This is a genomic window from Novosphingobium profundi (assembly GCF_020524485.1).
Taxonomy (GTDB): Bacteria; Pseudomonadota; Alphaproteobacteria; order Sphingomonadales; family Sphingomonadaceae; genus Novosphingobium; species Novosphingobium profundi_A.
Genome location: NZ_JAIVLF010000004.1, coordinates 328,896 through 351,937, shown reverse-complemented (window position 1 = coordinate 351,937; position 23,042 = coordinate 328,896). Strand labels below are relative to the sequence as shown.

18 protein-coding genes and 1 pseudogene are annotated in these 23,042 nt (G+C 64.2%); 6 read left to right on the top strand and 13 right to left on the bottom strand.

Annotation, left to right across the window (positions count from 1 at the left end; genetic code table 11):
- Positions 1 to 470: 470 nt before the first annotated feature.
- From LC060_RS11950 to LC060_RS11930, 5 genes are read right to left on the bottom strand one after another with little or no spacing between them, the layout of a single operon-like run.
- Positions 471 to 1,847: a mannitol dehydrogenase family protein gene (locus LC060_RS11950; protein WP_226635839.1), complete on the bottom strand. Its 1,377-nt coding sequence runs from the start codon at positions 1,845 to 1,847 to the stop codon at positions 471 to 473.
- Positions 1,844 to 3,259 (bottom strand): glucuronate isomerase, encoded by a 1,416-nt coding sequence (gene uxaC / locus LC060_RS11945; RefSeq protein ID WP_226635838.1) that lies wholly within the window; start codon positions 3,257 to 3,259, stop codon positions 1,844 to 1,846. The genes LC060_RS11950 and uxaC overlap by 4 nt, the downstream gene beginning before the upstream one ends.
- Positions 3,259 to 4,884 (bottom strand): family 43 glycosylhydrolase, encoded by a 1,626-nt coding sequence (locus tag LC060_RS11940; protein ID WP_226635836.1) that lies wholly within the window; start codon positions 4,882 to 4,884, stop codon positions 3,259 to 3,261. Before LC060_RS11940 ends, uxaC begins: the two co-directional genes overlap by 1 nt.
- Positions 4,885 to 4,911: 27 nt before the next feature.
- On the bottom strand, positions 4,912 to 5,916 hold the full coding sequence (locus LC060_RS11935) for an alpha/beta hydrolase (RefSeq protein WP_226635834.1): 1,005 nt from the start codon (positions 5,914 to 5,916) through the stop codon (positions 4,912 to 4,914).
- A gap of 38 nt (positions 5,917 to 5,954) precedes the next feature.
- Positions 5,955 to 8,708, bottom strand: coding sequence for a TonB-dependent receptor (locus LC060_RS11930; RefSeq protein ID WP_226635832.1), 2,754 nt, complete (start codon positions 8,706 to 8,708; stop codon positions 5,955 to 5,957).
- 317 nt (positions 8,709 to 9,025) lie between these two features.
- On the opposite strand from LC060_RS11930, the gene LC060_RS11925 reads away from it, so the two are divergent.
- Together LC060_RS11925 and LC060_RS11920 are read left to right on the top strand one after the other, a co-directional pair.
- Complete coding sequence (locus tag LC060_RS11925; RefSeq protein ID WP_226636529.1) at positions 9,026 to 10,330, top strand: polysaccharide lyase family 1 protein; 1,305 nt, start codon at positions 9,026 to 9,028, stop codon at positions 10,328 to 10,330.
- A complete protein-coding gene (locus LC060_RS11920) occupies positions 10,327 to 10,737 on the top strand; it encodes a cupin domain-containing protein (protein WP_226635830.1) in 411 nt (136 codons plus the stop codon). Before LC060_RS11925 ends, LC060_RS11920 begins: the two co-directional genes overlap by 4 nt.
- 24 nt (positions 10,738 to 10,761) lie before the next feature.
- Here LC060_RS11920 and LC060_RS11915 read toward each other — a convergent pair whose 3' ends face one another.
- From LC060_RS11915 to LC060_RS11895, 5 genes are all read right to left on the bottom strand, one after another.
- A complete protein-coding gene (locus LC060_RS11915) occupies positions 10,762 to 12,348 on the bottom strand; it encodes a carboxylesterase/lipase family protein (protein WP_226635828.1) in 1,587 nt (528 codons plus the stop codon).
- The gene (locus LC060_RS11910; RefSeq protein WP_226635826.1) at positions 12,311 to 13,333 is read right to left on the bottom strand and encodes a sugar kinase; all 1,023 of its coding nucleotides are present in this window, start codon (positions 13,331 to 13,333) and stop codon (positions 12,311 to 12,313) included. The genes LC060_RS11915 and LC060_RS11910 overlap by 38 nt, the downstream gene beginning before the upstream one ends.
- A 7-nt stretch (positions 13,334 to 13,340) precedes the next feature.
- Entirely contained in the window at positions 13,341 to 14,114 is a 774-nt protein-coding gene (gene kduD, locus LC060_RS11905; RefSeq protein ID WP_226635823.1) for a 2-dehydro-3-deoxy-D-gluconate 5-dehydrogenase KduD, read from the bottom strand.
- Positions 14,115 to 14,241: 127 nt separating this feature from the next.
- Positions 14,242 to 14,892, bottom strand: coding sequence for an RpiB/LacA/LacB family sugar-phosphate isomerase (locus LC060_RS11900; RefSeq protein WP_226635821.1), 651 nt, complete (start codon positions 14,890 to 14,892; stop codon positions 14,242 to 14,244).
- 138 nt (positions 14,893 to 15,030) lie between these two features.
- Positions 15,031 to 16,047: a LacI family DNA-binding transcriptional regulator gene (locus LC060_RS11895; protein WP_226635819.1), complete on the bottom strand. Its 1,017-nt coding sequence runs from the start codon at positions 16,045 to 16,047 to the stop codon at positions 15,031 to 15,033.
- 115 nt (positions 16,048 to 16,162) lie between these two features.
- Between LC060_RS11895 and LC060_RS11890 the strand changes: the two genes are divergently transcribed.
- The 3 genes from LC060_RS11890 to LC060_RS11880 all read left to right on the top strand — a co-directional run bounded on the left by LC060_RS11890 (position 16,163) and on the right by LC060_RS11880 (position 19,920).
- Positions 16,163 to 17,668, top strand: a complete 1,506-nt coding sequence (locus LC060_RS11890) for a UxaA family hydrolase (protein WP_226635817.1) — start codon at positions 16,163 to 16,165, stop codon at positions 17,666 to 17,668.
- A 90-nt stretch (positions 17,669 to 17,758) separates the two neighbouring features.
- Positions 17,759 to 18,550 (top strand): 2-keto-4-pentenoate hydratase, encoded by a 792-nt coding sequence (locus LC060_RS11885; protein WP_226635815.1) that lies wholly within the window; start codon positions 17,759 to 17,761, stop codon positions 18,548 to 18,550.
- 62 nt (positions 18,551 to 18,612) lie between these two features.
- A complete protein-coding gene (locus LC060_RS11880; protein WP_226636527.1) occupies positions 18,613 to 19,920 on the top strand; it encodes an MFS transporter in 1,308 nt (435 codons plus the stop codon).
- Positions 19,921 to 20,057: 137 nt separating this feature from the next.
- On the opposite strand, the pseudogene LC060_RS11875 reads toward LC060_RS11880, so the two are convergent.
- The 3 genes and pseudogenes from LC060_RS11875 to LC060_RS11865 form a co-directional block, all read right to left on the bottom strand.
- Positions 20,058 to 20,840: pseudogene (locus LC060_RS11875) on the bottom strand (IS5 family transposase).
- A gap of 312 nt (positions 20,841 to 21,152) precedes the next feature.
- Entirely contained in the window at positions 21,153 to 22,181 is a 1,029-nt protein-coding gene (locus tag LC060_RS11870) for an IS110 family transposase (RefSeq protein WP_226635808.1), read from the bottom strand.
- A gap of 71 nt (positions 22,182 to 22,252) precedes the next feature.
- Positions 22,253 to 22,414: a LysR family transcriptional regulator gene (locus tag LC060_RS11865; RefSeq protein ID WP_319005424.1), complete on the bottom strand. Its 162-nt coding sequence runs from the start codon at positions 22,412 to 22,414 to the stop codon at positions 22,253 to 22,255.
- A gap of 76 nt (positions 22,415 to 22,490) precedes the next feature.
- Here LC060_RS11865 and LC060_RS11860 point away from each other — a divergent pair, with 76 nt between their 5' ends.
- Positions 22,491 to 23,015 (top strand): SRPBCC domain-containing protein, encoded by a 525-nt coding sequence (locus tag LC060_RS11860; protein ID WP_226635806.1) that lies wholly within the window; start codon positions 22,491 to 22,493, stop codon positions 23,013 to 23,015.
- Positions 23,016 to 23,042: the final 27 nt, after the last annotated feature.

Sequence of the window (23,042 nt, the reverse complement as noted above, 5' to 3'; positions counted from 1 at the left end):
AGCTCGATCGAGGTAGTTGGACTGGCCGCTGGTGGGACAATGCCGACAGTCCACTTACCCGCGACCGTACAGGGTAAGCCGACGTTCGCTCCGTGGTTGCTAATAACCTTCGGATCGGTAGGGGGCGGGCGCAGAAGGGCCTCTATGCGCCGGCGGCGGTCGTGGCCGCCAGGCGCCTTGTCGGTCGTCCAGCCCCGAAAGGCTCGTTCCTGAGACCGGCCATGCCGGAAAATACCTTTATCAAAACTTAGGCGGCGCCGGTCGTATCTTATTCGCAGTTCGCTAGTCGGCTAATATGACGATTAACTCTGCTGTTAGTGGGCTAAGCGACGTGGAGATGACACTTGATTGCCTTATTCCTTATGTCTGCAGCCGCTTCCAGCGGCACCACGCGCACCATCCCAACGACCGAATTACATGCGGTAGAACTCGCGGTGAAGGCATCCGTCAGCATCGAGCAAGCGCTAAATTCAAGCGTCACCGTTTCTGGAATCCTCTGGGATATCAACTCCCAGAGGATTCCAGAAACCGGATAGCAACCCATCGCCTGTGAAAAGCAAGGTCGCGAGTTGCAAGTTTGAATTGCTCAGGGCCAAGTTCGACAAAGTGTCTGCTATGGGATCGTCTACAGGCCCGTTGGCTCCGCGCAGATGGAGAAACCAAGCCGCGAGGGCGGTCAGGAGACCGGGGCATTTACGACCTGCAAGGCGTTGAGCTTCTAATGTTTCAAGCCAGCGCTGCGGGATCTTCTGGCTGCCGTCCATCGCGATCTGGACCAGCTTGTGGTTGAGTGCCGGATTTTCGAAGCGTGCGAGCAGTGCATCGGCATAGGTATCGAGGTCCTGCCCTGGCGCCGCCACGACGGTGGGCGCGGCCTCGTCGCGCATGATGCACTCGATGAGCGGGCGGATTGCGCCATCGCCCATCGCCTCGTGCACGTAAGTGTGCCCGCGCTGGAGCCCGAGGTAGGCCAACGCCGAATGGGCGCCGTTGAGCATGCGCAGCTTGGCGGTCTCGTACGACGCGACGTCTGCGACGAGCTGCGCTCCGAACTTTTCCCATGCCGGGCGCCCGCGCGCGAAGCGGTCCTCGATGACCCACTGGCTGAAGGGTTCGGTCACCACCGCGCCTTCGTCCAGGCAGCCGAGCAGCTGTGCCACCTCGGAGCGGTCGGCGCTCGTCGGGGCGGGCACGATGCGATCGACCATAGTCGAGGGGCAGGTGCATTCGGCCTCGAACCATTCGACGAGATCGGGCGCTTCGCGCGCGAGCCATTCGCGCATGAGCCGCGCCAGCTGGCGACCGTTGTCGGCAAGGTTGTCGCACGAGAGCAGGGTGAGCCCGCCGCATCCGGACGCCTGCCGTTCCCGCAGCGCATTGCTCAGGATCGGGTAGAAGCCGCGCGCGGCCGCGTTGAAATCGAGCGAGCCGTTGGCCTTGCGGCAATAGCCCTTCTCGGTGACGGTGAATGAGACGATGCGCGTCTGCGGGGCGGAGAGGGCGATGGCAAGGCGCGCTCTGGCGACACCGGCGACCAGCACTTCATGCACCGAACCGATCACCCGCGCGCTGCGTCCTTGCGCCGAACATTCGACCAGCGTGTAGAGCCCGTCCTGCGGATTGAGCTGCGCGGCAACGCCCGGCGAGCGCAGCGAGACACCGAGGATCGACCAGTCGCGCTCGCCCGCGTTCATGGCGGCATCGGTGTACCAGGCCTGATGCGCGCGGTGGAAGGCACCGATGCCGAAATGGACGATGCCGACCTGTTGTTCGTTGCGATCATAGGCGGGAGCCGCGATGGAGGCGGGCAGTGTCTTGAGCGCGGATGCGCAAAGCCGCTCGCTCATAGTCGGTAGGCCTTTTTCACGAGGTTGGAGGCAAGGTCCTGCGCAACTTCGGCGGCCTCCCAGTCCTCGAGGCGATGCTCCATCACCAGTTCGGCGAGAAACCCGCAGTCTACACGGCGGGCAACGTCGTGGCGCGCGGGGATCGAGAGGAAGGCGCGGGTGTCATCGTTGAAGCCGACGGTGTTGTAGAAGCCAGCGGTTTCGGTGGTCATGCGGCGGAAACGGCGCATGCCCTCGGGGCTGTCGTGGAACCACCAGGCCGGGCCCAGCTTGAGGCACGGGTAGTGGCCCGCGAGCGGCGCGAGTTCGCGCGCATAGGTGCTCTCGTCCAGAGTGAACAGGATGATGGAGAGAGCGGCCTCGTTGCCGTACTTGTCGAGCAGGGGCTTCAGGTTCGCGACATATTCAGTGCGGCTCGGCACGTCGGCGCCCTTGTCGCGCCCGAAACGCTCGAATACGCGGGCATTGTGGTTACGAAACGCGCCTGGATGGATCTGCATGACCAGTCCGTCCTCGAGGCTCATGCCCGCCATCTCGGTCAGCATTTGTGCGCGGAACAGTTCGGCATCTTCGGGTGTGAAGTTGCCGTTCGTGACTTTTGCGAAGAGCGCCTCGGCCTCGGCGCGCGGCAGGTCGGCGGTGCGCGGGGTCGGGTGGCCGTGGTCGGTCGAGGTCGCGCCCATCTGCGCGAAGAAGCGGCGGCGCTGGCGGTGGGCCGCGAGGTAGCCCGACCAGTCCAGGCAATCCTCGCCGGTGATCTCGGTGAAGCGCACGAGGTTTTCGCGGAAACCCTCGAACTCGGGGTCGATCACCGGATCGGGCCGGTAGGCGGTGATGACCCTACCCTGCCAGCCCCCGGGCCTTGCGTTCTCGGCCTTGAGTGTGGCGTGATGCTCGAGTCTGTCGAGCGGGCTCTCGGTGGTGGCGATGACCTCTATGCCGTACCGGTCGAAGAGTGCGCGCGGACGGAAGGCCTCGGTGGCGAGCTTCTCGGTGATGGTGTCGTAATAGTGGTCGGCGGTATCTGCGCCGAGCTGCACGTCGATGCCAAAGGCCTCGGCAAAGACCCAGTCGAGCCACATGCGCGAAGGTGTCGCGCGGAACAGGTGGTAGTTGTGCGCAAGCAGCCGCCATGCCTCGCGCGGGTCGACCTGCGGGTTGCGCACGCCTAGCGCCTCCATCGGCACCCCTTGCGAATAGAGCATGCGGAACACGTAGTGGTCCGGCACGAGCAGGAGCTGCGTCGCATTGCCGAAGGGCGCATTGCCTGCAAACCACGAAGGATCGGTGTGACCGTGCGGGCTCACGATCGGAAGCGTGGCGACGCTCTGGTAAAGTTCGCGCGCGAGGCTGCGGGTGGCGGGATCGGTAGGGAGAAGGCGGTCGGGATGCAGGTTGAGGGGGCGGGGCATCAGTCTTCCAGTGCTGTGAATTGGAAATCGCGGAAGCGGGCCTCGCCGCTTCCGGCCGCGTAGAGCCCAGGGCGTAACATCAAGAACCCTCCGCGTACATTGTGGTGGTAACCTGAGACTTCCATGCCCCGGTCGAAGCGCTGCCAGGATTTCCCGCCGTCGCCAGAGGTATGGATGGCGACGATGTGAGCCCGATTGGTCACGCGCATCTTCATGCGGCGCCCGTGCGGATTGGCGGGGCGCGCGCGCTCGATCCCGTACTGGTGCGTGACGAAGCGATCCGCGTCGAAGCCTAGCCCTGCATAGAGCTTATCGTCGTAGAACAGGACCAGCCCTGCGGTGCATCCCGGGTCGATCTCGATGTCGCATTCGAAGCGGTAGCTGGTGTCGCCCGCGATGAGCAGCAGCGGCGATCCGCTCGACGGCGCCGAGCCCTTCGCGGCGAGATGCAGCACACCGTCATTGCTCGTGCAACGCTGCGCTTCGTCGGGCGCAGGGCGGAAAAACGACCACCGCGAGCCAAGCGCGAGCGGTGCGGTGAAGTCGTCCGAGAGGGCCATGCCGTGGGGCAGTGCCTCACCCCCGCTGGGGCTGGCCAGCGGCGCAGCGAGGTCGCCGCCGGTCATGCGAAACCAGCCGTCCTCGCTCCACGCGACATGGTCGAGCAGGCACTGGCGCCCGAGCGTCCAGAAGCCCGCCTCGTAGCCGTGGTAGAGCGTGTACCAGCGCGCATCGGGCCCCTCGACAAGCGAGGCATGGCCGCGCGACCACCAGGCCTCGTCGAGGCTTTCGGTACGCACCAGCGGGTTGTTGGGATGATGCTCCCAGGGCCCGTGGATCGAGGGCGCACGTGCGGCGATGACCATGTGCCCGGTCGGCGGTCCCGCAGTCCCGCCGACTGCGGTCAGCATGTAGAACCAGTCGCCATGGCGGTGGATCTTGGGCCCTTCGGGCGAGAACCCCTCGACGTCCCAGTCATCGGGATAGCGCCAGGGATCGTAGACGTGCTCGACCTCGCCCGCGCGCGCGAGGCCGTCATCGGAGAGCCGCACCCTGTCCCCGCCCGAAAGGAACAGCCAGCGCGAGCCGTCCTCGCCGACGGCGTGGCACGGGTCGATGTGGTCATGCAGGCCAAGCGCGACCGGATCGCTCCACGGGCCGTCGATGTGATCGGACCAGATCACGTAGATGTCGTTGGGTTCGGCCTTGACCGGGATGTAGAGGAAGTAGCGTCCCGCGTGCTTATCCAGGCTCACAGCCCAGACCGAACCGATGTTGCGGTGGAGGGCCGGCTTGCGCGGATGCCAGTTCACGAGGTCGCGACTGTGCCAGATGGTGAGGCCGGGATAGGAATCGAAGCTTGAGAAAGTGAGGTAGTAGTCCTTGCCATCCTTCAGGATCGCCGGGTCCGGGCGGTCGCCCGAGAGCACCGGATTGAGGAAGGTCCCGTTGCCGAGGTCCGCCTTGCGCTGGTTGTCGAGCCCGCGCGCCCATTTGCGCGGGGTTGCCGGGGCGGGCGGGAGGAGAGATGTTTCGCCCACCCCGGTAGCGGCAGCCGGACCAATCGGCACCGCCAGTCCCATCGCGCCAAGGGCTGTTGCCTTGAGCGCTTCACGTCTGTGCATTCCCTTGATCGTATCCTTCATCGTCCGTCAGCCCAGACCCACCGTCCGCGCCCAGGCGCGCCACAGGTCGGGCCAGACCTCGACCGGCTTGCCGATTGCCTTGCGCAGGCCGAAGCCGTGGCCGCCCTGCGCGAAGAGGTGCGTCTCGACCGGGATGCCGCGCGCCTTGAGCGCGGCGCGCAGGCGCAAGGTGTTCTCGCTGGGCACGACGTCGTCGTCTTCGGCGTGAAGCAGGAAATGCGGCGGCGCGTCGGCGGGCACGTTGTGGTCGGGCGAATGCGCCGCCTCGAGCGCCGGAGTGGGCGCGGGGCCGAGCAGCAGGTCGCGCGAACCGGCATGCGCGATTACGGGATCCATTGAGACCACGGGGTAGACGGGCGCTGCGCAGATCGGCTTTGCCGAAAGCGTGTCGGCCTCGTCGACAGGCGCATAGACGCGCGCGGCGAAGCGCGCCGCGAGATCGGCGCAGACGTGGCCACCTGCTGAAAAACCCATGGCCGCGACGCGCTCGGGATCGATCGCGAACGCGGATGCGCGGAGGCGCACGAGGCGCATTGCGCGCTGCGCATCGGCGAGCGCGACATCCGAGCGGTTGGCCCAGCCCTCGCCGGGCAGGCGGTAGAAAAGGACGAAGGCGGTGAAGCCGCGCGGGGTGAGCCAGCGCGCCATCTCGTAGCCCTCCTTGTCGACTACGACATGCTTGTAGCCGCCGCCGGGCGTCAGCAGGACCGCCGCACCGTTGGGTCGGTCGGGCCGGAATACTGCCATGCGCGGTCGGGTGATACCGAGCACCGCTCGGTCGGTGACCAGCTCATCACTGGAACGCTCGGTCACCGTTTCCTGTGGTGCCCGCGCGGGCATGCCGGGCGCGCCGGCAGGCCACAGGTCGATCGTCTCGCTTGGCTGCGGCAGGCCGGGTGCTCGCGGGCTGTCGGCTTGCGGTGGCCGTGTCTGCGCGTAGGTCCGTGTTGCCGAAAGAGCGAGCCCCGAGACGAGTGAGGCAGCCATGAACGACCGGCGGTTGATGGTCATGGTTTTCTCCTGCGTCCCGGGGCCCGGGTCATGGTCGATCAGTAGCTGAAGCGCGCACCGAACAGGAAGGTGCGGCCATAGTGGTTGTTTTCGTAGTTGCGGTTGGCCGCAAGGTCGGTGAAGCGATAGCGGTAATTGTCCGTCAGGTTCGTCCCTTCGAGCGAAAGCTCGAGGTAGTCGGTGAACTTGTAGCGGAGCGAGGCATCTACGTTGAGCGAGCTACCGTAGCCCTCGAACACGTTGTTGTTGCCGCTGGTGCTGTCGTTGTAGCCACTGCGGTAGGCGATAGAGCCGCGTACCGAGAACTTGCCATCGTCGTAATAGGCTGTGCCGTTCCATGAACGCTTGGCGAGGCCGAGCAGGGGTTGGACGTAATCACCCGCAGCCTGGGCGGTCAGTCTGTTGGTGACCGGATCGTAGGCGAGGGCGCCTGCGACCGTATAGTCGACGTCGCTTTTCACCAGCGTCAGGTTGGCAAGGACGCCGAAGTTGCGCGCGAAGCCGTCGGTGAAGGCTGAGAAAGGCAGCTGCAGCGAGAGCTCGATGCCCTTGAGGTTCGCGCCCGGGCCATTGCCCGTAGTGCGGAACTCGAACTCGCGGTTCGGGTCCTGACCCAGCACGATGGCGTTGTAGGCGGGCGTGCCTTCGGTCAGCAGCGAGGTCGGCAGGCCGCTGTCGGCCCAGGTGCCCTGGAGCGAGGTCGAGATCGGGAAACTGACGATGTCCTTGGCAAAGACCGCGACCGAGGCGAGCGCACCGGGCGCGAAGTACCATTCCACGGCGGCGTCGTAAGTCGTCGCGCGGTAGGGATCGATGAAGGGATTGCCCGAAGAAACGCGGAAGTTGAACTGATCGACCGAACCGCCCGGGGTCAGGCTGCCGAGCGTCGGGCGGGTGATGACCTTTGCGATCGCACCGCGCACGATGACGTTGTCGGTCGGGAAGAAGTTGACGTTGAACGAGGGCAGGAAGTCGTCGTAGTCGCGCTTCACGGTGACGTAGGTGCCGTCGGTGAAGCCGGAGGACGACTGCTTGGTCTTGGCGTAGCGCACGCCGGCGTTGCCGTTCATGCGCATGCCGAAGATCTCGGTCTCGAACTGGGCCATGAACCAGCCACCCATCGTCTTTTCGGTGACGTCGCGCTGCTCGCCCTGTTGCAGCACCGCTTCGCGCGAATAGAGGTCGACGAAGTCGGTTCCCGAGCCGAGGTTCGGCACGATCCAGGCATTGGTGTTGCCGGAAGGCTGCCCGGCATCGCCCAGTTCGAAGATGTCGGAAAGCTCGGCGGTAACGGGCGCGCCGTATGTCCCTGGGGCGCAGGTGAAGGCCGAGCAGTAGTTCGCGTCGCGCCGGTAGCCTTCGGTGGCGAAGTCGAACTGGCGGTAGAAGCCGCCCACCATCATCGTGAAGTCGTCCGAGACTTCCCAGTCGAGGTCGCCCGAGACGGTCTTGAACTTGTTGGTGAGGTAGGAGGGACGATCGCGGAATTCGGCGAACTGGAACGCGGTCGGGTCGGTGATCTCGTCGCCGAAGGTGAGCAGCGGCGACTTCATGTCGGTGTAGTCGTAGCTGTAACCGGTCGCATCGCGATTGTCGTAGGCGAGCGTGGTCTCAACCGGGATGTCTGCCTGCGACTTGGAGGTGCCGGCGAGCAGGTTGACCTTAAGCGTCTCACCCAGGCGCTGCTCGAGCTTGGCCGAAATCTGGTAGAACTCGGTCTCGCTCTCGCGGTGGTAGCGTTCGGTGCGAACGTAGACATTGTCGAGATCGGCTGAAATCAGATTGTTGTCGCCATCGATCACGTAATTAGAGACATCGATGGTACGCTCGTTGCTGCGCAGGAGCACCTCGCCCCAGTACTCGTCACGGTTCTCCTTGAAGCGCGAGTAGAGCCCATCGACCGAGAGCTTGGTGTCTTCGGTCGGCTCCCACTGGATCGAACCGGTAGCGCCGAGGCGCTCGCGGTCGTGATTGACAAGGCCGTAGCGTGGAATACGCGGATGAAAGGCTTCCGCTACTTCAATGCAGGCGGCCGAGGGGGTGGTGACGAAGTTCGACCCGCTCATGCAGGTCTCGCCATTGACCGAGGAGAACGGTGCCTGTGCCCAGCGGACCGAGTTATTGCCCAGCTCCTTGGTCGTGTAGTCCGACCAGGCGACCGAGGCCGAAACGCCGAACGTGTGGTCCTCGTTGACCCAGGCCACGAGCCCGGCAAGCCTGGGATCGACGTCCTTGGTGAGGTCGTTGTAGCGTCCCTGCGCCGAGGCGACGGCGGTGATGCCTGTTTTGCCGCGGAGGGGGGCGCCCGTGTTGAGATCGACTACCGCGCCGAGGGAGCCTTCGTCGAGAGCTGCCTCGGCCGTCTTGTGTACGACGATCGAGCTGAATAGCTCGGAGGCGAAGACGTTGAAGTCGAACGCGCGATCGCGGTTGGCAGACGCGCCATCGGTCGAAGTCGCGATCGTCTCCATGCCGTTGAGACGCACGCGGGTGAATTGCGCACCCAGGCCGCGCACGGTGATCGCGCGGCCTTCACCGGCGTCGCGCTGGATCGAAATCCCCGGAATGCGCTGTAGAGATTCCGCCAGGTTCTGGTCGGGGAACTTGGCAATGTCTTCCGCGACGATTGCATCGACTGCACCGATCGAATCGCGCTTCACGCTGATCGCGGCATCGAGCGATTGACGATAACCGGTGACGATGATCGCCTCGGCATCGAGCGTCGCGGTCGGATCGGTGGTGCTCTCCTGCGCCTGCGCGACTTGCGGAAGTGCGATTGCACTGGTCGCCATCAGGGCGCACTTGACTGGTGAAATCCTCATAACATGCTTGCGCATGGCCTCATCCCCTCACTTGGCTCATTGGCCTTGTGCTACCGGTGTCAAAGGAAAGCGACCAGCGCCTGCCCCTGTCAGCTCATCATCTCCCTGCGCCTTGCGGCGCGTCCTCCTTGGCGGAGCCTTTCCGCCGACCGGCTTTCCGTTCTGGGCTCTTGCCCTCTTTGGTAACCGGTGTCATTGTTATGGTCACAGGCTACCCGTCCTGTCAAGAAGCAGAGCATAATGGGAGATAGGAATTGAATTTTCGCAAGCTTGCAGGCCGTCTTGCGCTGATCGCCGGCACCGGATTCGTTCTTGGCGGCCATGCCTTTGCAGCCGCCGGGGACCCGACCCATGGCGGCGAGGGCGGGCGAGTCGTTCGCGTCACCACGCTCGCGAAGGAGGGCCCCGGTTCGCTTGCCGCGGCGCTCGCCACCAAGGGCAAGCGCGTAATCGTGTTCGAGGTCGGCGGGGTGATCGATCTCGAGCGCTCGGTCATCGAAATGACTGAACCTTATGCGACGATCGCGGGGCAGACGGCGCCTTCGCCCGGCATCACCATCGTGCGCGGGGGCATCGATCTTAAGAGCCACGACGTGATCCTCAGCCACTTGCGGATCATGACCGGGGTTGACGGCCAGCCCAAGCTCTCGGGCTGGGAGGCGGATGCGTTTTCCACCGTCGCAGCGTACAACGTAGTGGTCGAGCACTGCAGTTTCTTCTGGGCGGTCGACGAGAACATGTCCGCCTCCGGCCCGCGCTTCACCGGCAACAGCGTCGAGGAATGGCGCAAGGGAACGAGTCACGATATTGTCTTTCGCGAAAATCTCGCCGCTGAGGGGCTGGCAGAGGCCAGTCACCCCAAGGGCGAGCATTCCAAGGGCACGTTGGTCCACGACAACGCCACCAACATCACCTTCTACCGCAACTTGTGGGCACACAACATGGAGCGCTCGCCGCTGGTCAAGGGCGGCGCACAGGTGTTGATGATCAACAACATGATCTACGATCCCGGCCACCGAGCGGTGCACTACAATCTGATGAACCTCGAGTGGGCGGGCCACGACTACGTGACCGGCGAGATCACGGCGGTGGGCAATCTCATGCGTGCGGGTAACTCGACCGCGCCGGGGTTGCCGTTCCTCACGCTCGGCGGCGATGGCGACCTTGCCTTCTACAGCAAGGACAATAAGGCGGTCGACCGTTGGGGCAATCCCGAGGCGATGTTCGGGCGCTACGGCGTCACCAATGCAAAGCTGATTGAGAAAGATCGGCCGATGGCAAACCTCGATGGCTACGACATCCTGCCTGCGGACCGGCTCGAAACGAGCCTGCTCTCGACCGTCGGCGCACGCCCCTGGGACCGCGCACCCGACGATATCCGCGTGCTGTTTTTCGTCGCCGAAGGACGCGGCGAAATCCTCGACGACGAGAAAGTCGTCGGCGGCTATCCGCATCCGGGCGAGACACGTGCGCCCTTCATCGAGAAGGACTGGGACATGAAGACGATGACGCCCGTCTCAGGCGTCTATCCCGGACAGAAGACAGGAGCGCAGGAAAAGCTGACCGCGCGCGACAAGGCGATGCGCCAATGAGCGCGGACGCCATCGTCGCCGCGCTGCTGATGGCCGCGGCTCCGGCAATGGTGGTGATCGACGAGGCCGATACCGTGCGCGAGGAACCTCCTCCGCACGGGGCCATCGGCATGAGTACGGCCTACCGTATCTCCGATGCCGCGCCCGCGCCGCGCACGATGGAGTTTCGTCGCCGTATCCTTCACAAGGATGCGGCAATCGGCGACCATCCCATCTCTCACGACGAGGTTTACTATGTCCTGTCGGGCGAGGGCGAAGTCAGCTCGGACGGGAAGACGGCGCGCCTTCGCGTAGGCATGTCCGCCTATCTCTACACCGGCGCGGTGGTCGGGATCCGCCAACTCGGCGAGGCGCCGCTATCGCTGATCATCGCCTACCCCAATCCGCCGACACCCCCGGCGCCGTAATACCAGGGACCTGACGCTGGGCAGTCAGCTTCCGGGCTGGACATAGGGGGCGGTTGCCCAGAGCTCGCGCTGCCAGCGGCGCGGATCGTTCTCGAGCCTTGTCGTCTCGTCGAAGATCATGGTCGCGCGCTCGGGCAGGGCATAGGCCGTCCAGTCAGCCAGGCCGGGCCTGCCGGTCTTCGCAAGGCCGGTGAAGGCGCGCATCATCGCAGAGCTCAGCGCGCGGGCCGTGGGGCCGGTACCGGAATAGCTGCCGGGGGCATTGAGTGTGCCGAAGACATAGGGAATGTCGTCGGTATGCGCTGCGCCTCTCAAAGGATCGACGGGGGAGGGGCGATCGAGTTGGTAGACCCAGGTCGCCCCGGCATCGGCCTTGGCGCGCTCGTCGGCCTCGATGACCTGGCCCGGCCAGGAGCGGCCTGCCGTTGTCGCGGCATAGTAGATCTGTTCGGGAGACCAACCGGGGTAGCGGGCGCGGTACTGGGCAGCGACCCAGACCGGATCGAGATCGATCTTGATCTCGCGGCCCAATCGCTCGCCAAGGTTCTCCCATTCGAGCCCCTCTAGTCGGGGCCCGCGCGGATCGAGGAAGGCACGCGTCTCCTCGCGGGTATTGCCCAGGATCATGGGAATGGCGCGTGATTGCGGCGCGGCATCGGGCCAGAAGGGATGGCGCGGCAAGTTGGTCATGTCGAGCACCGGGCCGAAGTAGACAGGGCCGCTACTCATCACCGGGTCTCTCGCATCGAGACCCTCGACCAGCCTCTCGACCGGCATGGTGCGCAGGGCATCGACCTCGCTGGGCGCGAGGCCAAGCTTGGCCATGAAGGCCTGCGTGCGCGCCCATGCATGAGCCGGGCCGCTCGCTTGTACCTGCTGGCCGCTCATCGTAGCGGCGCTGTGGAAGAGGCCCTTCGCCGCAGGCATCGCCATCAGGGTCGCGATCTTGGCGCCTCCGCCTGACTGGCCGAAGACCATGACCCGCGCAGGGTCGCCGCCGAAATGCGCGATGTTTTCGCGCACCCATTGCAGTGCCAGCACCAGATCGAGCTGGCCCAGATTGCCGCTGTCCGCATAGCGCGCGCCGAAGGGTTTGAGCCAGGCATAGCCCAGCGCATTGAGGCGGTGGTTGACGGTAACAACGACGACGTCGCCCTGCGCGGCCAGCTTGCCCCCATGCGTCAATGGATCGGTGACCGAGCCGGTGGTATAGGCTCCGCCGTGGAAATAGACCATGACCGCACGGCGCGCGCGCGCGTCCACCTCGGGTGTCCAGACGTTGAGGAAGAGGCAGTCTTCGCTCTGGGGGTGATCGGAAAGGGGGCGCTGCGGGCAGAGCGGGGCGAAGCTCTCGGCGCGCAGCAGCGGGCCTTGCGCCGGTTCGGGGACAGCGCGGGCAAAGCGCGCGGCGCGCGCGTAGCGGATACCCTTGAAGGCAAGCACGCCCTCTTCGCCGACACCTTGATAGCGTGCCGCGCGAGGAGCCTTGCTTGCGCGCGCCGATGATGGAGACGGCACGAGGCTCGCGGCGGCAATCGCGCCGCCCGAGGCAAGCAGGCGGCGGCGTGACAGGTCAGCGCCTGACGTCGCCTCCACTGGCGGAAAAGGCATCGAGTTCTCCCGGTCCGATGAGGCACATGTCTCCGGGCTGCGAGTGCTTGAGCACGGTATAGGCCAGCCCGGCCTGCGCCATTTTGATGACGTTGGCGTCCTCGGCCCCGCCTTCGAGCCAGCGGTGCAGTACGCCCGCTGCAAAGGCATCGCCGGTGCCGATGCGATCGACGATGCCGGTCACGTCGACCTCGCCGGTCTGGTGCGCAGTGCTGCGCGTGTCGATGCGTGCGGCGATGCGGTGGTGGTCCGAGTTCACGACATGGCGCGCGGTCGAGGCAATCATCTCGAGCTTCGGAAAGGCCGCGAACATGGCCTCGGCGGCCTCGCGGCGACGGTCGGCGCCGTCGCCCGAGAACGCTCGGCCGAGCAGCAGCGAGATATCGCGGTGATTGCCGATCATCACCGTGGCGGCGGCGAAGAGCTCGGTGAGGATCGCACGTGGGTCGCTGTCCCAGGCATCCCAGAGCATCGCCCGGTAATTGCCGTCGAAACAGATCGGCACGCCTGCCTCCTGTGCTGCGCGAACTGCCGCGCGGGCGAGGTCGACACCGCCCGGGCCAAGGGCCGGGGTGATGCCCGAGAGATGCAGCAGGCGAGCGCCTGCAAGCGCTCCCGCCAGATCGAAGTCGCGTGCCGATGAGGACGCAAAGGCGCTTCCCGCGCGATCATAGGTGATCGTCGATGGGCGCAGGCCCGCGCCCGTCTCGAGAAAGTAGAGCCCCATGCGTCCGGTGCCCCGCGTAACGCCCGCGACATCGACACCGGCACCGCCGAGCGCGGCGCGGGCCTTGTCGCCGAGTGGGCCTTCAGGCACGCGGCTGACCATCCTGACCTGATGACCAAGCGAGGCAAGGCCCGCAGCCACGTTTGCCTCGGCGCCACCCACGACCATCTCAAGCGCATCGCACTGAACGGTTAGGCGCCCAGGCGGTGTCGCGAGGCGCAGCAGGAGCTCGCCGAAACAGGTTACGTGTCCGCTCATGAGGTGCTCAGCGGGCAAGCCACCCCCCGTCGACAGCGAGTATATGCCCCTGGACGTAGTCGGCTGCCCTGCTGGCAAGGAAGACCGCGGCTCCGCCGATGTCGGCAGGATCGCCCCAGCGCGCCTCGGGAATGCGCTCGAGGATCTGGCGATTGCGTGTCTCGTCACCCTGCAGGGCGGCGGTGTTGTTGGTCGCGATGTAGCCGGGCGCGATGGCGTTGACGTTGATCCCGCGCGGCGCCCATTCGTTGGCAAGCAGCTTGGTGAGACCGCCGACTCCGCTCTTGCTCGCGGTATAGCTGGGCACGCGGATGCCGCCCTGGAAGGTGAGCATCGAGGCGATGTTGATGATCTTGCCGCGCGGGCCCGACTGGCTCGACCAACCGACCATGTGACGGGCCGCAGCCTGACTGAGGAAGAACAGGGTCTTGAGATTGGTGTCCATTACCGCATCCCAGTCCTCCTCGCTGAAGTCGAGCGCATCGGCGCGGCGGATGATCCCGGCATTGTTGACGAGGATGTCGAGCCGCCCGAGCTTGCCGACGATCGCATCGACCACCTCGGAGACGGGCTCGATCGAGGACAGGTCGGCGCGGACGAGTTCGCAGTGGCGGCCCAGCGCGCGCACCATCTCGGCGGTCTCGGTGGCTTCGCTGCGGCCCACCGCGGCGATGTCCGCCCCGGCCTCCGCAAGTGCGAGCGCGATGCCCTGGCCAATGCCGGTATTGGCGCCGGTGACCACCGCTACGCGGCCCGACAGATCGAAAACGTTGTTGCTCATTGGGCGTGCCTCTCCGTCCCCAGTTTCATTCTTGTTGCGCAGCCTGTCCCGGCCACGGGCATGGGGCTGCGGTTCGATCCGTGCGCCTGCCCGTGGCTAATGGCTCCCGATCCTTACGGGGCTAGGATCAGGCGGGCGCGTCAGCGTTCAGGCTCTTGAGATAGTCGCTGATCGCATTGTCCTTCGAGGCGGGATAGAAGTATTCGGCGAAGTGCTCGCCCGAGATCGCGGTGCGCAGCAGGTCCTGGTCGACGTTCTTGAGCACGCTCACCATGTCGTGGCAGGTCGCCGCCTTGAGATCGGCGAGGATGCCGCGGTTCTTCTTCATCACCGCCGCGCGCTCCTTGGGATAGCCAAGGCCGCTCTCGCCGTCGAACAGCTTGTTAAAGCAGTCCTGCAGGTTGAGTTCGGCTGCCCAGCCAAAGCCCTTGGCATAGGGAAGGGCAACCGCATTGCCGTCGTTGATCTGGGCGAAGAGAAAGGCGTCGGTGGGATCGATGATCAGCCCGCAGAACACGCCGGGCATCGCGTTGCACGCGAGCATGGAGCCGGTGCCCGTGCCGCAGCCGGTCACGACGAAGTCCGCGGCGCCCGAATTGAGCAGGATGCCCGCGAGCAGGCCATTCATCGGGTAGGTGAGGTGCGCCGCGTCCTCGGGCGTGTACATGCCGTAGTTCACGACCTCGTGGCCGAGCGGTTCGGCGACTGAGGTCAGCGCCTCGTGGACAATGCCGTTCTTGGCGGCCTGGCTGTTCTCGATGATAAGGGCAATCTTCATGGCATCCTCACTCTGATTTCGTGGTCTTCTGAAAGCCGCGTCGCTGCGCTGATCGCAGCTTATGGAAACCGGTGTCATGAGCACTGTAGTCGCAAGTGGCGGTGCATTTCAACCCATCGTTGACGGGGCGGGTGCGGTTCAGGCGGAAGGGGCGTCCGCCGAGGAACGCCGGATCAGGTCGGAAAGGAAGATCGAGGGCTGCGAGGCGGCGTCGAGCGGGTCGATCAGCTTGTGCGCGGCAGCGCGCGCCATGGCCTTGATCGGCCATTGCACGGTGGTGAGCGGCGGCCAGATATGGGCTGCGGTCGCGGTGTTGTCGAAGCCGATGATCGAGATCTGCCCGGGGACCTTGAGCCCCTTGTCGAGCGCGCGATGGAGAAATCCGGCGGCCATCTCGTCGTTGCTGCTGAAGATGGCGGTGGGCGGCGTATCGACCGCAAGCAGCCGGTCGCCAGCGGCAAGGCCCGATTCGAAGCGGTAGGTGCCGCGCGCCATGAGCGCCGGGTCTATCGGCAGCCCCGCACGGGCCATCCCGTCGGCGAAGCCCAGTTCACGCTCGCGTGCCGAGCGGAAGCCTTGCGGACCGGCGATGAACCCGATCCTGCGGTGACCAAGTTCGGAGAGCCAGAATACCGCATCTGCGACCGCTTGCCGGTCATTGGAAGCGACCAAATGCTCGCTCTTGTCGAGCGCGGCCGAGCCCATGCGCACGACGGTGCAGCCCAGCTTGCGGCACATGTCCGCGAGCTCGTCGTTCTCGGAGATCGGAGGCAGGAGCATGACGCCGAAGAGGCGCTGCTGCTCGATGAAATGGCGGATGTCGTCGAGCAGTTGGGGCGAGTGGCGATCGACCGGGCGCACGACGAGGGCAAATTCGGTGTTGCGGATCGTTTCGAGGATACCTTCCTGCACGCCCAGGACCATCTGCGCATTGGGGTTGTCGTGGATCAGTCCGATCAGGAAGTTACGGCGAAGTGCCAGTGCGCGTGCCTGCGGATTGGGTACGTAGCCGATCTCGGCGATGACTGCCTCGACCTTCGAGCGGGTGGCCTCGTTGAGCAGCGGCGACTTGTTGATCACGCGGCTGACGGTCTTCTTGGAAACGCCGGCCAGACGGGCGACATCGTTGATCGTGGGTTTCGCGTCCCTAGCCATGTACCCGTGCCCGTCCGTTATTGCATTCGTTCTCATCAGCCCTTGCCTTAGGCTCTGAGCAAAGGCAATATGACACCGGTTACCAAATGTAAAACTCCATCTTGCCGGGTTAAAGATGACTGCAGAAATCCCCCCTACGCTCAAGGTGCATCCCACCGACAACATCGGCGTGGCCCTGTCTCCGCTCGAGGCGGGCGTCTGGGTCGAGGGCGTTCACTTGCTAGAGCCTGTCCATCAAGGGCACAAGTTCGCCCTCCAGGACATTGCCGAGGGCAGCCTCGTCGTGAAATATGGTCAGCCGATAGGCCGTGCGCGCAAGGCCATCGCGGCAGGCGCGCATGTGCATACCCACAATGTCGCGACCGCGCTCGTCGGCGAGCTGGCCTATCGCCCCACCGATTCCGCGTCGGCTGTATCCACCGCGCGGATCGCGGACGAGCAGCCGAAGTGGCGGGGGTACTTGCGTGACGATGGACGCGCCGCGACGCGTAACGAGATCTGGATATTGCCCAGCGTCGGCTGCGTCGCGCTCACCGCCGAGCAGATCGCGCGAGAGGCTTCGCTACGCCATGGCGACTTGATCGCCGCCGGGCGGATCGACGGCATCCACGCCTTCGGCCATCCTCATGGCTGTTCGCAACTCGGAGACGATCTCGGGGGCACCCGGGCGGTGCTCGCAGGGCTGGCTTGCAACCCCAATGCGGCGGGCGTGCTGCTGCTCGGGCTCGGCTGCGAATCGAACCAGCTCGACGCGCTCGCACAGGAGGTGCCCGAAGCTGCGCGTTCGAAGCTGCGCATTCTCTCCAGCCAGAGCGCGGGCGACGAGATTGCGGCGGCCGGGGCGCTCATCGACGAACTCGTGGCCGAGGCGAGCAAGGCGCTCCGCGAGGAGCTGCCGCTTTCGGCGTTGTGCGTCGGATTGAAGTGCGGCGGCTCCGATGGCTTTTCAGGCCTGACGGCAAACCCCTTGCTCGGGCGCTTCTGCGATACGCTGACCGGGGCTGGCGGGCGTGCGATCCTGACCGAAATTCCCGAGATCTTCGGCGCCGAGGAGCCGCTGCTCGAGCGCGCCGTCTCGCGCGATGTATTCGATCGGGCGGCGGCGCTGGTCAACGGGTTCAAGCGCTACTACCTCGACCAGGGGCTGCCGGTTTCGGAGAACCCTTCGCCCGGCAACATCGCGGGCGGCATCACCACGCTTGAGGAGAAGTCGCTGGGCGCGGTCCAGAAGGCTGGCCGCGCGCCGCTCTGCGATGTTCTGGCCTATGGTGAGCAAGCGGTCGCGGCGGGATTGAGCCTGCTCGAATCGCCAGGCAACGATGCCGTATCGTCGACCGCGCTGGCAGCTTCGGGCGCTACTCTCGTACTTTTTACCACCGGCAGGGGGACGCCGCTCGGCTTCGCGGTGCCGTGCCTCAAGGTGGCTTCGAACGAGGCATTGGCGCAGGCCAAGCCACACTGGATCGACTTCGACGCCTCGCTTGCCCTGCGCGAGGGACGCGAAAGCGCCGACGGCGCCTTCCTCGCCCGAATCCTGGCCTTTGCAAGCGGCGAGCGCACCGCAGCCGAGCGGGGAGGGCAGCGCGCCATTGCCATTTGGAAGCGCGGCGTAACTCTTTGAAGAGGTTCGGGCGGTGCAATTGCATTTGCTTATGACACCGGTTTCCTATAGCACTTTCGCTCAAGGATAGAATTCGTGGGGTTGAGGAAAATGTCCAAGCAAGAAGCGCGCAATGTCGCGCAGGCCTTCGTCACAGCACGCAAGGTGGCCAAGGGGCTCGATGCCTATCCTGGCACCCGCCCCGAGGACATGGATTCGGGTTATGCCATCCAGGACATCGCACTTGTCCTCGATGGGCGAGAGGTCGCTGGCTGGAAGGTCGGAAAGATCAATCCGCCCGACGACGCAAGGCTAGGCACCAATCGTCTCGCCGGGCCGATCTTCGCCGATACGGTACATCCCGTCGGTGCCGACGAGGAACTGGCAATGCCGGTCTTCACCGAGGGTTTCGGTGCCGCTGAAGCCGAGTTTCTGCTCCACGTCGCGCCCGGTTGGGACGGCGTCGTGCCGGTCGACAATGCGGCCGTTCCAGCGCTGATCGACCGGGTCCATCTCGGCATCGAGATCGCGAGTTCGCCTTATCCCGGGATCAATGCCGACGGGCCGCCGGTGACGGTCTCCGACTTTGGCAACAACCACGGCCTCCTGATCGGGCCAGCGCTGGCGGACTGGCAGGAAGTGGACTTCGATACCATCGAGGTACGGCTCGAGATCAATGGCGAGACCGTGGGCAGCAATACTACTGCCAACATGCTCGACGGACCGCTGGGCGCTGTACGCTTCCTGCTCGGGAACCTCAGTGAACGCGGCATCGACTGCAGCACGGGGGCCTGGATCTCGACTGGTGCGGTAACCGGTGTCCATCCGGTTGCGCCGGGTGATCGGGTGCTGGCCGAGTTCGCCGGGTGCGGGTCGTTGAAATGCAGGATCGTCTCTGCCTGACAGGCGGGGAGGCACGGATCTAGACGGAAGGCCAATGGGCCGCCGTAAAGGGAGCAGGAATGATGCAGGAAGGTACCGGGACGATGACTTCGGCCGAAACCGCGTCGCCAGTCCAGGGCAAGGTCGGACGCTATCGCTGGCTGATCGTGACGCTGTTGTTCGCGGCGACAGCAGTGAACTACGTCGATCGCCAGATGATCGGCGTCCTCAAGCCTACGCTCGAGGCGGAATTCAACTGGAGCGAATCCGATTTCGCCGGGATCATCTTCTGGTTCCAACTCGCCTATGCCATCGGCTATCTCTCGTTCGGCAAGGTCGTCGACGCGCTGGGCGCGCGGCTCGGCTATACCATCGCCATCGTGATCTGGACGATCAGCCACGTGGCGCACGGCTTTGCCAGCGGCGTGACCTCGTTCGCCGCGGCGCGCTTCGGTCTTGGCATCGGCGAATCCGGCAACTTCCCGGCAGGTATCCGCGCGGTCACCGACTGGTTCCCGCAGAAGGAGCGCGCCTTTGCCATCGGCCTATTCAACGCTGGCGCGAACGTGGGTGCGATCTTAACACCCCTCATCGTGCCGCTGCTGGTTCTATGGTTCGACTGGCGGATGGCCTTTTTCGTGACAGGTCTATTCGGGGTCGCTTGGCTGGCCGCTTGGTGGGCAGTCTATCGCCATCCTAGTGAGCACGCGCGACTCACAAGGGAGGAACTTGCGTGGATCCAACAAGACCCGGCCGATCCGATAGAGAAGATCGGATGGTCGCGCCTGCTCATCGTACGGGAAACATGGGCCTATGCCCTCGGCAAGTTCCTGATCGACCCGATCTGGTGGTTCTTCCTGTTTTGGCTACCTGGCTATTTGTTCGAGCGCTACGATCTCGATCTCAAGACCTTCGGCCTGCCGCTCGCGGCGATCTATCTGATCTCCGACTTCGGCTCGATCGCGGGCGGATGGATGTCGTCCAAGCTGATCAAAGCGGGCCGCACTCCCAACTTCGCGCGGAAGTTGACCATGTTTGTATGCGCTGTCTGCGTGCTTCCCATTTGGTTCGCGCAATCAATCGACAATGTCTGGAGTGCAGTTCTTGTTATCGGACTCGCTACGGCGGCCCACCAGGCTTTCTCCGCTAACCTTTATACATTGCCTTCAGACATGTTCCCTCGGGGAGCTGTGGGATCGGTCGTGGGTATCGGAGGAACCGTTGGAGCACTCGGTGGAATGGGGATGGCACTCTTTGCAGGTTATATCCTCGATGCGACAGGGAATTATGAAGTTCTCTTTGCTATTTGCGCCAGTGCTTATTTGCTTGCTTTGCTGGCGATCCATCTGCTCAGCCCGAGATTGGATGCAGCTAGGCTTGGGGCCGGATGATCGACGGACTTCGTCAGAATTCGGATCGAGGACTCTTGCTGCCTTTGTCTGTGGCTTCTTCGACATTTTTGAAAGTTGGGATCGGCTTTGTTGCATAGATCAATCGCAGGGCAGCAGTTGGCCTTTGAAGGCGTCGATCACACGACACGCTGAGTTTGGGGCCTTGCGAGTGCCGTGCATCGGTTGAGGATAGCGGCGCGGATTTGGATTTCCGCGACTTGGCGATCGAATTCACGAGCCATGATGCGTTCGCCCAGCAGCTTGAAGCAATGCATTTTCGTCTCGACCAGACTGCGCTGATGATAGCCGCTCCAGCGTTTCCAGATTGGCCTGCCGAACCGCCGGTTTGAGCGAACGATTTAATTGCGGACGGCAACGCCCGGTGTGCTCCCGGGCCAGGCTTTTGCATTGCTGCGGGCGGGTATGATCGCACAGGCATCGCGTGCGGCAATGGCTTCGTGACAGACCCTGGTGTCAAAAGCACCATCGGCGCTGACGGTCGCGATCGCTTGGTCGGGTGGTATCTGCTCCAGCCGTTCGGGAAGCATGGGTGCATCTCCAACCCGGCTCACGGTCACTTCGATGGCGCGGATCTCAAGCGATCCGGCGTCCACGCCCAGGTGGACCTTTCGCCACTGGCGGCGCTTGGAAGGACCATGCTTGCGTCGGCACCATTCCCCATCGCCCACCGCCTTGATGCCCGTGCTGTCGATCAGCAGGTGCAACGGCCCGGAACGGGGCTGGCAGGCCTGGATCGCCGCGTCCGAGAAGACGGGCTGGCGCCCGTGCTTGCCGGTGGGTGCAGACAGCCACTGCATCCCGGGATCAAACCAGACCTGAAGCGAACCTCTTAGCGCCAGCGCTGCGTTGAAGGACCTCCAGTTCGTCGTGCGGTAGCGGGCGCGGGGCGGTTTACTCATCAGCGGCACCTAACCAACTGAATTCACAAACGGAATCCCTCGGGCATTTGCGCAACATGTATAACTGCCCCATGCGCAAGAGGTATTTGAGCTGCTTTGACGCGTTGTCGGGTGCTGACATGTATCCGGCCTCGTGTGCGGCGGGGTAGATGCCGCGGGTCCGTATGGTGTTCGCAGGTCGGGTCCAGATCAAAGCCGCGTGCTCGAAGGCACTTTGTTGCGCCCTGGTTTTCCCGATCCCGTCTTACGACCGTTGCGCCAAACTGCTCGTTGCCCTCCTACGCTCCGACGCCCTCGCGACCTACGGCTGACTTATGCAGCCGCGACCGGAGATTGGTAAACTGTGCCCCGCATCATCAAGGCCCAGACGATCCGTGCCATCTTGTTGGCCAGCGCCACACGCACCAACATGGGAGGCTTGCGGGTCAGCATCCCGCCCAGCCATGTCCCCGGTCTGGCGCTGGCATGGACATGGCGTTTGATGATCACGCTGTTGGCACCGATGATTAGAAGGCGCCGCAATGATCGCTCGCCCATCTTTGTCGTGGCCCCAAGGCGCTGCTTGCCTCCTGTCGAATGCTGCCGAGGTGTCAGGCCAAGCCATGCCGCAAAGTCGCGCCCTTTTTGGAATGTCTCAGGAGCCGGGGCCAGAACCGCGATGGCCGTAGCGATCAGCGGCCCAATGCCCGGCACCGTCATGAGCCGACGGGCGACTTCGTTCTCTTTCGCTCGCCGGGCAATCTCGGCATCAAGCTTGCCGATCTCCACCTCGAGATGGGTAAGGGTTGCAACCAGCACCTGCAGAGTGGCGATGGCATCGCTGGGTAATCCACTGTCCGGCCCTTGGACGATTGCGATCAGCCGCGTTGCGTTTACCGCTCCCTGCGGCACGATCTGCCCGAACTCCCCGAGATGGCCGCGCAGGGAATTGATCGCCTGCGTGCGCTGCCTGATCAGTAGCTCGCGAATACGGAAGACCGTTGCTGCCGCCTGCGTCTCTTCGCTCTTCACGGGCACGAAACGCATCGTTGGGCGCGTAGCCGCTTCGCAAATCGCCTCCGCATCCGCTGCATCGTTCTTCTGCCGCTTCACGAAAGGCTTCACATAAGCAGGCGGAATAAGCCTCACCTCATGCCCCAGATTACCGATCTCCCGGCCCCAAAAATGCGCACCGCCACAAGCTTCCATGGCAACCTTGCAGCGTGGCAGTTGACTGAAAAACGTCAGGACCTGGTCTCGCCTCAGCCTCTTGCGAAGCACAGCATGACCCTCGGCATCAGCACCATGCACCTGAAACACATTCTTCGCCAAGTCGAGCCCGACCGTGATAATCTCCGACATGACCGCTCTCCTATGTGGATCGTTCCAGACCCACCTTCGCACATCAAGGCCGTCGGGGGGCGGTCACATCATCAAAGCCCATCGAAGGTCTCGCGAAGCCGGTTGAGCATGCCGCTTACGGCCGGTTGGGTCAGGCCAAGCCGCTCGCTCGCCCGCGTAACTGATCGGGTGTCCAGAAGGGCATTGAAGGCCTTCAGGAGATTGAGGTCGGTATTCTTGATATCACTCTTCATGATGTCAGGGATATTGAGATGTGATTTCAGCTATATCAAGCGCCCGCCTATATCCTGTGCTCAGGTTTTCCCACTCATGCAGGAGTACGATATGGGCGAAATCCAGTGGCCCGCGGGCTATGTCCCGGGTTTCAGCGACAATTTCTGTTCGAACGAGGTCATCGTCCGGGATCTTGCGGTTTCCGACGCCTGGCCTTTCTTGGTCGAGGCGGCGCGCTGGCCGGGCTATTACGCCAACAGCTCGGACATCGCGATCCATGGGGACAAGGGGCCCGCGCTAGAACTCGGCGACCGCTTCTTTTTCAAGACCTTCGGATTCCCGGTCGATGCCGAAGTGGTGGAATGCGTGCCGCCTGTCAAAGGCCAGCCAGCGCGCATCGCCTGGCACGGGTGGTCGGGTGAGGACGAGCAGCGGCTCGACGTGCACCACGCGTGGTTGATTGAGGAGCTTTCCGGGCAACGCCTGCGTATTCTCACGCAGGAAACGCAGAACGGCGCACCGGCAAAGGAGCTTGCCCTTGCGCGCCCCAATCCGATGATCAACGGCCATCAGGATTGGCTTGAAGGTCTCGTCACCGCTGCGAGAGCCGCAGCGGCTTGAGAGTTCGACTGAGGCTGGGAGGCTGAC

Bases quoted from the DNA above. Each gene is read 5' to 3' on its own strand.
- LC060_RS11950 (WP_226635839.1), bottom strand. From the start codon at position 1,847: ATGAGCGAGCGGCTTTGCGCATCCGCGCTCAAGACACTGCCCGCCTCC.
- uxaC (WP_226635838.1), bottom strand. From the start codon at position 3,259: ATGCCCCGCCCCCTCAACCTGCATCCCGACCGCCTTCTCCCTACCGAT.
- LC060_RS11940 (WP_226635836.1), bottom strand. From the start codon at position 4,884: ATGCACAGACGTGAAGCGCTCAAGGCAACAGCCCTTGGCGCGATGGGA.
- LC060_RS11935 (WP_226635834.1), bottom strand. From the start codon at position 5,916: ATGACCATCAACCGCCGGTCGTTCATGGCTGCCTCACTCGTCTCGGGG.
- LC060_RS11930 (WP_226635832.1), bottom strand. From the start codon at position 8,708: ATGGCGACCAGTGCAATCGCACTTCCGCAAGTCGCGCAGGCGCAGGAG.
- LC060_RS11920 (WP_226635830.1), top strand. From the start codon at position 10,327: ATGAGCGCGGACGCCATCGTCGCCGCGCTGCTGATGGCCGCGGCTCCG.
- LC060_RS11915 (WP_226635828.1), bottom strand. From the start codon at position 12,348: ATGCCTTTTCCGCCAGTGGAGGCGACGTCAGGCGCTGACCTGTCACGC.
- LC060_RS11910 (WP_226635826.1), bottom strand. From the start codon at position 13,333: ATGAGCGGACACGTAACCTGTTTCGGCGAGCTCCTGCTGCGCCTCGCG.
- kduD (WP_226635823.1), bottom strand. From the start codon at position 14,114: ATGAGCAACAACGTTTTCGATCTGTCGGGCCGCGTAGCGGTGGTCACC.
- LC060_RS11900 (WP_226635821.1), bottom strand. From the start codon at position 14,892: ATGAAGATTGCCCTTATCATCGAGAACAGCCAGGCCGCCAAGAACGGC.
- LC060_RS11895 (WP_226635819.1), bottom strand. From the start codon at position 16,047: ATGGCTAGGGACGCGAAACCCACGATCAACGATGTCGCCCGTCTGGCC.
- LC060_RS11890 (WP_226635817.1), top strand. From the start codon at position 16,163: ATGACTGCAGAAATCCCCCCTACGCTCAAGGTGCATCCCACCGACAAC.
- LC060_RS11885 (WP_226635815.1), top strand. From the start codon at position 17,759: ATGTCCAAGCAAGAAGCGCGCAATGTCGCGCAGGCCTTCGTCACAGCA.
- LC060_RS11880 (WP_226636527.1), top strand. From the start codon at position 18,613: ATGCAGGAAGGTACCGGGACGATGACTTCGGCCGAAACCGCGTCGCCA.
- LC060_RS11870 (WP_226635808.1), bottom strand. From the start codon at position 22,181: ATGTCGGAGATTATCACGGTCGGGCTCGACTTGGCGAAGAATGTGTTT.
- LC060_RS11865 (WP_319005424.1), bottom strand. From the start codon at position 22,414: ATGAAGAGTGATATCAAGAATACCGACCTCAATCTCCTGAAGGCCTTC.
- LC060_RS11860 (WP_226635806.1), top strand. From the start codon at position 22,491: ATGCAGGAGTACGATATGGGCGAAATCCAGTGGCCCGCGGGCTATGTC.